Below are 11752 nucleotides of genomic sequence, written 5' to 3' on the forward strand. Positions count from 1 at the left end.
TGGATGGGTCGAATGAAAACGCGCATTTTTGTAACATTAAAAAACGGTGTGCTCGACCCGCAGGGAAAAGCCATCCATCACTCCATTGAGGGCTTAGGTTTTTCGGGCGTTCATGACGTGCGGGCCGGGCGCCTGATCGAAATCGAACATGAACCAAGCGTGTCGAAGTCCGACTTAGAAACGATGTGCACAAAGTTACTGGCCAATATGGTCATTGAAAATTTCGAGATCGAGCAGGCCTGATGCGCGCGGCGGTTATCCAGTTTCCGGGTTCCAATTGCGACCGTGATATGGCTGTTGCCATTCGCGACATTACAGGTGCCGAAACAACTTTGGTCTGGCACCGCGCTGGCGACCTGCCCGATGGGCTTGATTTAATCGCTATTCCCGGCGGCTTCTCTTATGGGGACTATCTGCGCTCTGGTGCCATGGCTGCCCGCTCTCCCGTTATGCAGGCGGTCATTAAAGCGGCAGAACGCGGAGTCTCCGTTCTGGGTGTATGCAATGGCTTTCAGATTTTAACAGAAGCTGGTCTTTTGCCCGGCGCTCTTATGCGCAATGCCGGGATCCGCTTTGTGTGCCGCACAGTTGGCCTTACGGTCGAAAACAATAGCTCTGCTTTTACAAGAGGTTATTCCACCGGTGAACAGGTCCAAATTCCCGTGGCGCATCATGACGGAAATTATTTCGCTGACAGCGATACGCTGGACAGGCTTGAAGGCGAAGGCCGTGTTGCTTTCCGCTACACCGAAAACGTCAATGGCTCAGCTCGGAATATCGCGGGCGTGCTAAACGCAGGCGGCAATGTACTCGGCATGATGCCGCACCCCGAACGGATGACCGAAGCTGTGCATGGCGGGTCAGACGGACGTCGCTTGTTCGAGGGGCTTCTGCGACAAATCGCCTGACGGCGCAGCTAGACCCGCCACTTCCTTTTTCTTTCGCGGGAATAAGAAACGCCCCAATATCAATATCACCGTTGGCCAGAACATGGTGTTGTAGATATCATGATAGGCTGCATCCATTGTTGCCTCGCCGGGTGCCGCACCGCGCAAATCTGCATATTCGTTAAACAACTCAGCAATAAAGACAATTAACCAGCACCAAAGGCTGTCCGGCCGCCGCCGCAATATCAAAGCGGACACGCACAATATCAATAGCGACCCGTGAACATGCATCGCATCATTAGTCAGGCCAACCGTTTCAATCAGCCAAATTTTATAACTGACCCAATGCTCGGCCAAAAGCTGTAAACGGTCCTGCATGATATTCTAAACTTTTGTTTTAAATGGTGAAAAATTCGTGCCCTTGTCGAAAATTTCGACCCCTTCTTTGCGTTTCAGCCAGCCAACAACACCATAAGTGACCGGCGTCAACACGACCTCCCAACCCACTTTCAGCAGCCAGTTAGTGATCATAACATTTATAACTTGCTCGTTGCTCCACACCCCCCAAAAGGCGAGCGGATAAAAAATGAGGCTATCGATGCCTTGCCCAACAAACGTTGAGCCAATGGTGCGCGACCATAAATGCTTACCAGCCGTCCAAATCTTCATGCGTGCCATGACATAGCTGTTTACAAACTCGCCCGCCCAAAACGCGGTGATGGAGGCAATAACGATCCGCCAGACTTGGCCAAACACGCTTTCATACGCTGCCTGCCCGTCCCAACCGGGCGCAGGCGGCAGAGCCACAACAACCCAGCTCATAAACGCCATGAACAGCATAGCCGCAAAGCCAACCCAGATGACACGTCGCGCGCGCGCATAGCCATAGACTTCTGTCAGGACATCGCCAATGACGTAGCCTAAGGGAAAGAACAATATCCCAGCGCCAAAAATCCATTGCTCGCCTGATATTGTGAGCGCCGCAGGCTTGGCTGCACCTATAATGTTAGAAAGCAACAAAATGGCGACAAAGGCCGCCATAACAAAATCATAATAACGAAATTGGCGGCCAGTGAGGTCGCTTGCGCTTTGGGAGATAATTGGTGTGTCCTGCATAAATTGACATAAGCAGCTTTGCGTTCACGCGCAAAGCCGTTATTGCGCAACCTAGCGCGCGCCCTTAGCTCAGCTGGATAGAGCGCGAGACTTCTAATCTTGAGGCCACAGGTTCGACTCCTGTAGGGCGCGCCAATTGCGAACCATGATGCCAACCGAACGGATAGCAAAAATTTCGCGTTAAAGAACCGAACGATCCGCCCAATGCGCATGTGTGCCGCTGCTGATCTTGTGCGGTAAAGCAATGCGGCAAACCGGCCCTTCTGCAAAGCGTTTGCAGTCGATCAAGATACATTCCGATGTCCCGCGATTTTCATCAGTTACAAAGCTCACGAGATAGCCATCGTCTTCGTCCACTGCACCTACGCGCGGAGCGAAGGGTGCCTCACTGCCGTAGCGCCCTTCCGCAAGCTCTATGGTCCAGGACTCGCCCGTGACCATATCGTGCTTCACAAAACCGTTAAACAGGAACCAGCCGGGCTTGGACGTTGTGCTATAAGCATAACGATAAGGTTGCCCCAGATAACGCTGGTTCATCATCCCGAATTCAAGAATGCGGTTGTCGAGACGCTCTTCGCGTGTTGTGCCATCAACCAAATTAAAACGCCAACGGTGCAGCTTTGGTTTGAAGCTATGCTCGTCAACATAAGCCATCATATGTCCATAGCCGTCGGCATTTTCGATGGGCGGCGGATAGGGGTCTTCTTCGAAATAGCCATCGAGAATGACTTCGTCGCCGTCTTCATAGGCATTAATGAAATGCAGGACGAAAGTCGGATCCGCCTCAAACCAGCGAATATCCTCTGGCTGCCCATAACGCGGGATGAGCGCGAAACGCGATGGTAGCCCCTCGTGCAGCCGGGTCACATGGACATCACGTTTCAGCAATTCTTCGTCCCAAAACAACGGGAAGTCGCACAATATTGACCAGTTTTGCGTGAACATCATGTCATGCGGCAGGCGCGGCCCCGGCAACGGGACGGGCACATAATGCGCCAGCTTTCCACTGCCATCAACAACGCCATAATGCATATAGGGCGGATGTTTCGAATAGTTGAAGAACAACAATTCGCCGGTGCGCTCATCCACCTTGGGATGCGCAGAAATACCATCAAGCGGCACCCAAGGCGCCACACCCTCTTGCTCCAATGTTTCGGGATCAAGAACATAACCCTCCCCGCATTGGTAGAAAGTAGACACTGCTTTGCCGTTATGCACGATGATGTCCGTGCTGGAGGAATCTTTCAGGCTCCCATGCGCGCCAAAGCCAGGGCGTTTGGATACGCCCGTTTTATCCATCAACCCGCCCCATAACGATCCGCCAGCATCCTGCTCGGCCTGAAAGCAACGGGTGCGAACGAAGCGGTTGCGATAGCTGGCTTTACCGCAGGAAAAATCGATCTGGTGGATCATGCCATCGCCGTCAAACGGGTGATAGCGTCCAAGCGGTTGATGCAACTGATTTTCGGTGTTGCGCAAATAGACACCATCGATGTCGTCCGGAATCCGGCCCTCAATCACATCAAGATCGGTCGCGGTAACTTCCTCATGCTGCGGCGTCCATGCCCCGTTGAGATAAGGGTGGTTGCTCGGTTGCAGCGTTGCTTTCACCGGCGGCAGTTTTTCGACCCGCATTTCACTCTCCTCTGGGCGATCAGCCTATGTCGAATGTGACCCCCTGCGCAAGGGGCAGATTGTCGGAGTAATTTATCGTGTTCGTCGTCCGGCGCATATAGGCTTTCCAAGCGTCCGAACCAGATTCCCGGCCGCCGCCGGTTTCTTTTTCCCCGCCAAAAGCACCGCCAATTTCTGCACCTGACGTTCCAATGTTAACATTGGCAATGCCGCAATCGCTTCCTTCGGCTGACAGAAATTGTTCGCATTCCCGCATGTCGGTAGAAAATAAGGAGGATGACAATCCTGCGCCGACGCTGTTTTGTAGGGCAATGGCGTGCGCCAAATCATGATAGCGGAAGATGTAAAGAATAGGCGCGAATGTTTCCCTTAACGCAGGGCCATCATGCGCCATCATCTCGACGAGCGCGGGGCGGACATAGACGCCCTGCATCGCGATGCGTTCGCCACCGCTAATGTACCCGCCAAGTGCGCGGGCCTCATCCAGTGCCGCTTGCATGCCAGCAAAGGCATGCTCGTCAATCAGCGGCCCTGCAAGATTGTTGCTGTCCAGCGGGTCACCCACCGCCATCGAACCGCTCGCGGACTTCAGCGCGCCAACGAAACTGTCATAGATCGCGTCATGCACAAAAAGGCGGCGCAGGCTGGTGCATCGTTGCCCGCTTGTGCCAAAGGCCGAGAACAGCACACCGCGCAGCGCCAGCCCAAGGTCAGCTTTGTCGCTGATAATCGCGGCGTTATTTCCGCCAAGTTCAAGGATGGTTTTGGCAAAGCGGGCCGCGGCCACTTGCCCAACCTTTCGGCCCATTTCAGTGCTGCCTGTGGCGGAGATCAAAGCGACGCGGGGGTCGGCAACCAACGCTGCCCCTATATCGGGCCCGCCCTGAACGACTTGTGACAAATGGGCCGGTGCGTTACCAAAATTGGCAACGGCCTTTTCAAAAATGGCTTGGACCCCAGCCGCAGTCAGCGGCGTTTTTTCCGATGGCTTCCAAATGACGCTATTGCCGCACACCAATGCCAAAGCAGCATTCCATGCCCATACCGCGACCGGAAAGTTAAATGCGGAAATGACAAGAACCGGTCCCAATGGATGCCATTGTTCCATCATCCGGTGGCCGGGTCGTTCGCTGGCGATGGTCAGTCCATGCAATTGCCGCGAGAGACCCACGGCAAAATCGCAAATGTCGATCATCTCCTGCACCTCGCCAAGCCCTTCCGACAGAGGCTTTCCGCAATCGAGAGTGACCAAGCGGGCAAGTTCATTTTTTTGTGCACGCAATGCATTGCCAAACAAGCGAACAAGCTCCCCACGCCGCGGCGCAGGCACGTTGCGCCAGCTTAGAAACGCGGCCCGCGATTGCGCAAGGACATCATCAATCTCGTCCATCGTTGCGGTCGCCACTGCTCCGATGCGACTGCCATCAATCGGGCTGTGCACAGCAAGATCACCGCCATCAACAACGCAGCCCAGCGTTTCGAGAAGCCTTTTTGTTTCGGCTGCGCGTGTCATTCATATCCCCAATCTATGCTCTGCGTTCTTATGATGCATGGCAAGGCGCAGAGTTGATGGCAAGGGTTGCTGTCTTGCCCGCACGCTTATAAAGGCAAATAAGATACAGGCCGCTATTCAGCAGGCCTTCCCGAGGGAGATAATAATGGCCGAGTTGGCAGCATTCGATTGGTCTGACCCTTTTCGTCTAGAGGACCAACTGACCGCAGACGAGCGCATGATCCGCGACAGCGCGCGCGCCTTTGCGCAAAGCGAATTACAGCCGCGCGTCATCGACGCCTATCGGACCGAATGCGATGCCCCTGAATTGTTCCCGTTGATGGGACAGACAGGCTTGCTTGGCGCGACCATACCGGAAGAATATGGCGGCGCGGGTGCATCTTATGTCGCTTACGGATTGATCGCGCGTGAGATTGAGCGCGTCGATTCCGGCTATCGTTCGATGGCGTCAGTACAATCGTCGCTCGTGATGCATCCCATACATGCTTATGGATCGGAAGAACAAAGGCGCAAATATCTGCCGGGTTTGGCGGCAGGCACGCTGATCGGTTGCTTTGGCCTGACGGAACCTGACGCAGGGTCAGATCCCGCCGGAATGCGCACCTTCGCCAAGAAGGTCGATGGCGGATATGTCATCAACGGTTCGAAGACCTGGATTTCCAACGCGCCGTTTGCCGATGTCTTTGTCATCTGGGCAAAATCCGAAGCGCATGGCGGCGGCATTCGCGGCTTTGTGCTGGAAAAGGGCATGAAAGGTCTCACTGCGCCCAAAATTCAGGGCAAGCTGTCCTTACGCGCATCGACCACGGGCATGATCATGATGGACAATGTCGAAGTCGGCGAAGACGCGTTGCTGCCCGATGTGCAAGGATTAAAAGGCCCGTTCGGCTGCCTCAACCGCGCCCGGTACGGCATCAGTTGGGGCGCATTGGGTGCAGCAGAATTCTGCATGCACGCCGCGCGACAATATGGTCTGGATCGCCACCAATTTGGTAAACCGCTTGCCGCGAACCAGCTATATCAAAAGAAGCTGGCCGATATGATGACTGATATTGCTTTAGGTCTTCAGGCATCCTTGCGCGTTGGCCGTTTGATGGACGAAGGCCAGCTTGCGCCTGATATGATTTCTATCGTTAAGCGCAACAATGTCGGCAAAGCGCTCGATATTGCCCGCGCTGCGCGTGACATGCATGGCGGCAACGGCATTAGCGAAGAATATCAGGTCATGCGCCACATGGTGAACCTGGAAACGGTCAACACCTATGAAGGCGCGCATGATGTCCATGCGCTCATATTAGGCCGCGCCATTACAGGGATCGCGGCGTTTTAAAGAAAAGAGATTGCAGCAGTTATCTTTCCGAGTGCGCACAACGCCATGGATTATCGAGCTTTGGTTATCGCCCGTTGCGTTGTCCGCGCGGCAAATATTGCCACACGGACAACGCGGACCGGTATCGACATCTTCGCCAAAGATAAAGAAATAGGACGGGCCTGCACCAATATAGGGTTTAAAGCCCGCGCCGGTTTCAAGATTATATTTCAAAGTAACGGTAGCCGGAAAAATCACGGCATTTTTAACGAGCTTTGTACCGGCAATTGGCCCTGCCCCTGCACTTTGTGCGGCGTTACGCAACAAATTGTTTCAATCGAAAACTGCGGCGTAAGAAAAGGTTCGCCGAGACGCTGGCAAATAAAAATATTTTGAGATGAATTAAGGAGTTGGCTGATGTCGCCCGCAGGCAACATCAGCCAAACCATCCGCTTTTTATTTCGTCGTATAGGGAAGGGACGAGTGGTGGAGAACGATCTTCAAGTTACCGTCTGCGCCACGGACATAGCCCCAGGTCTTGTCAACCTTGGTCATGGCTCCCTTGCTATCCCACATGGACACATTGCCCATCGAAATTGCCGAGTTTCCGGTGATTACTATTCCCGCATTTTCAGGTTCACACTGGCGCCAACCCTTTAAGGCAAAGCCAGTGTCCTTTGAATAGGCAGGGTCACCGCCAACGAAGTAGGCAAGCGCGCCGTCACGGGTGGTACGAAATGTTTGGGGTACAACTGTAAGGGTCGGTTTAAACAATACTGGACCCATCGCATATCCATAAGCACTATCCAGAACCTGACCGGCCAAGGTCTTCGCGGCACTTTGGCCTTTGGTATCAAATTCGGTTGCAATAGCGACGAGGGCGCCACACCAGGCCTTTTGCGCGGCCTTGACTTCAGATTCTGTGATTGGTGCATAGATGGCAGTAGCTTTAGAGCCGTGATCATGAGCCACTGCCGGACTTACGAACGCCGCAAGCGGAAGCAAGGCTGTTGCTGCGGCGCAGCGGATTGTAAAACTTTTCATAAAAATTCTCCTCTTGCGCTTTTATCAAGCGTAAATGCATTTTTGCGGCAGCGATCCGAACGCCAAGAAAGGCTGAATCGTGCCACTAAACGATATCATCGGAGAAGAAATCTGTGCGTTGCAGCTATTACACCAGGCCAATACACCGGAACTTCACCGATGCGGTCCGACATCACGTGGTGCTATGCACCAACGCCAGAGGGGCCCGGCCCGCAAATCCGAATTGGGGACATGAAAAAATTTTTCAAGGGGTTAGATAAGTTAAATTAACTCAATTAGTTATTTTGTTTTTTAGTCCATTGTGGCGGCAGTCCGGAAAACATAGAAGTGCGAAAAATTTTAGTCCAAACTGACCGGAAAACCGGAACAAACTTGCCGGCGATTATGTCTCAAAAGAATATCAGGTCATGCGCCACATGCTGAACCTGAAAACGGTCAATACCTATGAAGGCGCGCACGATGTCCATGCGCTGATATTGGGCCGTGCCATTACCGATATTGCCGCATTCTAAATATATACCGTTAGGGTCAGGGCCTAGCACGGGCCGATTTTACGGCCTTCCGCTGAAAACGAAAATGGCGCATTGTTGCGGATGCCTTGAGACTGGATATGAATAATCCGGCTCGATTCCTTACGGATGGTCGTCAGCCCCTGACCATGCCCTTTGCAGGTGTAACTGATAGTTACCGAATTGGCGCTAGAGCGCACGACATATTGATCGCACGCCAATCCGTTATGTTGAATTTGCGTCAGGTTTTCCAATTCACCTAGACAAATTCTGGTCATCGGCACGCTTCCGCCCATTGGGCGTAATTGCCACATGCCCCGGTCAAGCGAATCCAGCATAGCCATGTCGCCAACGGGTTTGGCGACGCCCGCAGTCGCCAGCAAAAGCACATATGGCAAGGCGTAAAGACGGGACATCATGTTCCTAAGCTTCTATCCGCTGACCAGCCTTATATTGCGAAGCGACCTGTTTCGGGAACGACATAACATTATCTATTACAGTCTGCACGCGCATATGTGGGACATGAGCGATGAACGAAGCATCGCTATGATTGTACCGGTCAGTTGTTAAAACTGGCAAGACTTATAGGAAAACGGCGCGAGCAAAATTCGCAGTCAACAACGATGTCTCCAGCGTCATCCGCCATTTCAACGCGGTCAACGGCAGGAAATTTGGCAATGACATCGCGGATATGCACGGGGTCACAGCGGCAGCCCTTTGACAAAAGATCGCCTTGCTCAATGCGCACTTCTTTTTCTTCATGGAACAATCGCCAGACGATTTCCTCAAGCGGAAGCGCCGGATCGGCAAGCTCGGCAGCAGCGATAGTCGAAGACATGATTTCGATATGCGCCCATTCGGGATGGTCGAGCCGTACATGCAACCGCTCACGCCCCTCTTCCCCTTCAGGCAAATGTTGCACCAATAAGCCGCCCGCCACGCAGCGGCCATCGACATGGTCTACGGCTACACGAATGAAGGTCGGGATCTGTTCGGATTGTACAAAATAATTTTGCGCCGCATCCGCAAGCGTTTCGCCTTCAAGCGGGACAATCCCTTGATAGCGTCCGCCGCCTTCGCTCGCCGGTTTCATCCGGTCGAAGGTGATTGCCAAATAGCCTTGTCCGAAGATGCCAAGCAGCGTCGGGTCCTGTGGCAGGGCAGCGGCCGTTGCGGTATCGAACTGCGCATAGCCGCGTAATGCGCCATCCTTATAGTCGCACACCAATAGCCGGATTGCACCTTTTTCCGTCTGCGTTTGCAGCGTGAGTTGGCTGCCCGCCTCCTTCAAGGATGCACCTAACAAAGCGGTCAACACCAAGGCTTCAGCCAAAGTTCGCTCAATCACAGGTGGATAAGCGTGCGCAGCCAAAATCTCGTTCAGCACCTCATCCAGACGCACCAAACGTCCGCGCGCATCCCGCGTCGGTATCGAAAAGCGTAATGGCTGATTGGTCAATGTTTCCGATTGCTCGGTCATTATAATTTCCCAAGGCACCACAAAAGAACGGATTTTTGCGCATGGAGCCTATTTTCCGCTTCATCCCAGATGACAGATTGCGGTCCGTCAATCACAGCATCGGTTACTTCCTCACCGCGATGGGCCGGCAGGCAATGCAGGAACTTCGCATCCGGCTTTGCCAAAGCCATGAGGCGTTCATTGACCTGATAGGGCATCATCGCCGCAATTTTGTTATGGGCATGCTCCTGCCCCATCGACACCCATGTGTCGGTCACAATCACATCAGCGCCAGCCACCGCTGCATTGGCGTCGCGGGTAAGCGTGATATTTGCGCCAGCGGCCTTGGCGGCCGCCATGAAATTACTGTCGCTTTCATACCCTTCGGGAACCGCAATACGCACGTTAAACTTGAACAACCCAGCGGCTTCCACCACCGAATTAAGCACATTATTGCCATCGCCAAGCCATGCAATTTCAAGCCCCGGCAGCGCCTTTCCATGCTCCATAACCGTCAACAGATCGGCAACAATCTGGCACGGGTGTGACAGATCGGTAAGGCCGTTGATGACAGGCACGCTGGCGTAATGTGCCAGTTCTTCAACCTTGTCATGATCATCCGTGCGGATCATGATGGCATCGACATAGCGGGATAATACGCGTGCCGTGTCGGCAATCGTTTCGCCGCGGCCAAGCTGCATCTGCCCTGATGCCATGAAGATACTGTCACCGCCCAGTTGCTTCATCGCCATTTCAAACGATGTGCGCGTGCGCGTTGAATTTTTCTCGAACACCATCGCTAGCGTATGACCGGCTAACGGAGCATCGGCATCCGCTTTGCCTTTAGGCCAGCCGGCCCGCGCGCTTTTCCTGTGCATCGCGTCTTGCAACATCGCCGCGATTGTGTCGCTACCGGCGTCACTCAAATTCAGAAAATGGCGCGTCATGCCGCTTCTGGTATCTGGTAACTGGCAGCACCCGCCGACAGCTTTTCCATGAATGTCTGAATTTCGGCATCACCGATGTTCAACGGCGGTAAGACACGGAAGGTATTGTCACCCGCAGCCACCAGCAACAGCCCATGATTGTCGCGCAAATGCGCCACGAATGGGCGTGTTTCATGGGTCATCATCACGCCGAGCATCAAGCCCTTACCGCGCACGCCGGTAAACAAATCCGGATAATTGCCGATAAACTGTTCCAGCATTGAACGCAGCTTGTCGCCGGTCGAGCGCACCTGCGCTAGGAATTCGTCGTTCGCGACGACATCCCAAACCGCCTGACACGCCGCCATGGCGAACGGGTTGCCGCCATAAGTCGATCCATGCGTTCCCACGACCATTCCGCGTGCAGCCGCTTCGGTGGCAAGGCAGGCGCCGACTGGAAATCCGCCGCCCAGACCCTTGGCGGTCGCCATGATATCCGGAACGATGCCATATTGTTCATACGCGTACAGCGTGCCTGAACGCGCCACGCCACATTGCACTTCGTCGAGGATCAGCATGATACCATGTTCATCCGCCAGCGCGCGCAGACCTTGAATGAACGCATCTGAAGCGGGCCGAACGCCGCCCTCGCCCTGAATGGGTTCAACCAGAAACGCGGCGGTTTTTGGTCCAATAGCCGCCTTTGCGCCTTCCAAATCGTCGAAATCGACATATTTGAAGCCTTCCAGCAATGGCATGAAGCCTTTGTGCATCTTTTCCTGATTGCTTGCCGAAATCGTGGCCATCGTCCGGCCATGAAAGGCGTTCTTGAAAGTGATAATTTCAAATCGGTCGCTGCCTTGGCTCTGATGATATGCACGCGCAGTTTTGATGGCACACTCAACGGCCTCTGCACCCGAATTGGTGAAGAACACCGTGTCGGCAAAGGTCGTATCCACCAGCCTTTGGGCAAAGGCCTCGCCTTGCGGGCTGCCATAGAGGTTCGACACATGGATAAGCGTTGCCGCCTGATCCTGAATGGCTTTTGTCAGATGCGGATGGCCATGGCCAAGCAAATTCACCGCAATACCCGCAGCGAAATCCAGCGCGCGGCTGCCATCTTCAGAAATCAACCAAGCGCCTTCACCGCGCACCGGTCGAAAACCGCAGCGCGGATAGACTGGCATCAAAGGTGTAATCGGCATGGTTTTCTTCCTTTCGACCAAATGTTTGGCATATTCCAAAAGCCAAAAAGCGGCCCGTTGGGACCGCTTGTTTCTGACTTCCCGCTATAGGCATGCGAAAATGGCAAATCAAGCTATGCCTCTGCGTCCCTGTCACGCTTGGCAGCCGC

Annotated in this window: 13 protein-coding genes, 1 tRNA gene and 1 pseudogene; 5 read left to right on the top strand and 10 right to left on the bottom strand. The window is 53.9% G+C overall.

The features are described 5' to 3' along the window. The first annotated feature begins 12 nt into the window (after nt 1–12). Both purS and purQ read left to right on the top strand, forming a co-directional pair. Nucleotides 13–243, top strand: a complete 231-nt coding sequence (gene purS, locus D7D48_RS08330; protein WP_125230974.1) for a phosphoribosylformylglycinamidine synthase subunit PurS — start codon at nt 13–15, stop codon at nt 241–243. Further along, nucleotides 243–908 (top strand): phosphoribosylformylglycinamidine synthase subunit PurQ, encoded by a 666-nt coding sequence (purQ, locus tag D7D48_RS08335; protein ID WP_125230975.1) that lies wholly within the window; start codon nt 243–245, stop codon nt 906–908. Before purS ends, purQ begins: the two co-directional genes overlap by 1 nt. Here purQ and D7D48_RS08340 read toward each other — a convergent pair. Both D7D48_RS08340 and D7D48_RS08345 read right to left on the bottom strand, forming a co-directional pair. Continuing rightward, a complete protein-coding gene (locus D7D48_RS08340) occupies nt 861–1265 on the bottom strand; it encodes a hypothetical protein (RefSeq protein ID WP_125230976.1) in 405 nt (134 codons plus the stop codon). The genes purQ and D7D48_RS08340 overlap by 48 nt on opposite strands. A 6-nt stretch (nt 1266–1271) precedes the next feature. Then, nucleotides 1272–2003 carry a queuosine precursor transporter gene (locus tag D7D48_RS08345; RefSeq protein ID WP_125230977.1) on the bottom strand — a complete coding sequence of 244 codons (732 nt, stop codon included), beginning with the start codon at nt 2001–2003 and terminating at the stop codon, nt 1272–1274. Between the two features lie 58 nt (nt 2004–2061). On the opposite strand from D7D48_RS08345, the gene D7D48_RS08350 reads away from it, so the two are divergent. Next, a tRNA-Arg gene (locus D7D48_RS08350) sits at nt 2062–2138 on the top strand. A gap of 45 nt (nt 2139–2183) precedes the next feature. On the opposite strand, the gene D7D48_RS08355 is transcribed toward D7D48_RS08350, so the two are convergent. Together D7D48_RS08355 and amaB are read right to left on the bottom strand one after the other, a co-directional pair. Then, nucleotides 2184–3638 carry a carotenoid oxygenase family protein gene (locus tag D7D48_RS08355; RefSeq protein ID WP_125230978.1) on the bottom strand — a complete coding sequence of 485 codons (1455 nt, stop codon included), beginning with the start codon at nt 3636–3638 and terminating at the stop codon, nt 2184–2186. 19 nt (nt 3639–3657) lie between these two features. Next, complete coding sequence (gene amaB / locus D7D48_RS08360; protein ID WP_125230979.1) at nt 3658–5151, bottom strand: L-piperidine-6-carboxylate dehydrogenase; 1494 nt, start codon at nt 5149–5151, stop codon at nt 3658–3660. 145 nt (nt 5152–5296) lie between these two features. Here amaB and D7D48_RS08365 point away from each other — a divergent pair, with 145 nt between their 5' ends. Beyond that, a complete protein-coding gene (locus D7D48_RS08365; RefSeq protein ID WP_125230980.1) occupies nt 5297–6481 on the top strand; it encodes an acyl-CoA dehydrogenase in 1185 nt (394 codons plus the stop codon). On the opposite strand, the gene D7D48_RS10590 is transcribed toward D7D48_RS08365, so the two are convergent. Both D7D48_RS10590 and D7D48_RS08375 read right to left on the bottom strand, forming a co-directional pair. Then, nucleotides 6446–6718 carry an OmpW family outer membrane protein gene (locus D7D48_RS10590; RefSeq protein WP_245964440.1) on the bottom strand — a complete coding sequence of 91 codons (273 nt, stop codon included), beginning with the start codon at nt 6716–6718 and terminating at the stop codon, nt 6446–6448. The genes D7D48_RS08365 and D7D48_RS10590 overlap by 36 nt on opposite strands. Before the next feature lie 198 nt (nt 6719–6916). Further along, on the bottom strand, nt 6917–7504 hold the full coding sequence (locus tag D7D48_RS08375; protein WP_125230981.1) for a phosphoribosyl-AMP cyclohydrolase: 588 nt from the start codon (nt 7502–7504) through the stop codon (nt 6917–6919). A 386-nt stretch (nt 7505–7890) separates the two neighbouring features. Here D7D48_RS08375 and D7D48_RS08380 point away from each other — a divergent pair. Next, nucleotides 7891–8016, top strand: a pseudogene (locus D7D48_RS08380) (acyl-CoA dehydrogenase); the annotation flags it as partial. A 23-nt stretch (nt 8017–8039) separates the two neighbouring features. Here the strand turns inward: D7D48_RS08380 and D7D48_RS08385 are convergent. The 4 genes from D7D48_RS08385 to D7D48_RS08400 form a co-directional block, all read right to left on the bottom strand. Continuing rightward, nucleotides 8040–8432, bottom strand: coding sequence for a DUF3617 domain-containing protein (locus D7D48_RS08385; protein WP_125230982.1), 393 nt, complete (start codon nt 8430–8432; stop codon nt 8040–8042). A 140-nt stretch (nt 8433–8572) separates the two neighbouring features. After that, nucleotides 8573–9493 (bottom strand): Hsp33 family molecular chaperone HslO, encoded by a 921-nt coding sequence (gene hslO / locus D7D48_RS08390; protein WP_125230983.1) that lies wholly within the window; start codon nt 9491–9493, stop codon nt 8573–8575. Further along, the gene (argF, locus tag D7D48_RS08395) at nt 9493–10419 is read right to left on the bottom strand and encodes an ornithine carbamoyltransferase (RefSeq protein ID WP_125230984.1); all 927 of its coding nucleotides are present in this window, start codon (nt 10417–10419) and stop codon (nt 9493–9495) included. The genes hslO and argF overlap by 1 nt, the downstream gene beginning before the upstream one ends. Continuing rightward, on the bottom strand, nt 10416–11603 hold the full coding sequence (locus D7D48_RS08400) for an aspartate aminotransferase family protein (RefSeq protein WP_125230985.1): 1188 nt from the start codon (nt 11601–11603) through the stop codon (nt 10416–10418). Before D7D48_RS08400 ends, argF begins: the two co-directional genes overlap by 4 nt. Nucleotides 11604–11752: the final 149 nt, after the last annotated feature.

This window comes from Sphingorhabdus wooponensis (assembly GCF_003933235.1).
In the GTDB taxonomy this organism is placed as follows: Bacteria; Pseudomonadota; Alphaproteobacteria; order Sphingomonadales; family Sphingomonadaceae; genus Sphingorhabdus_B; species Sphingorhabdus_B wooponensis.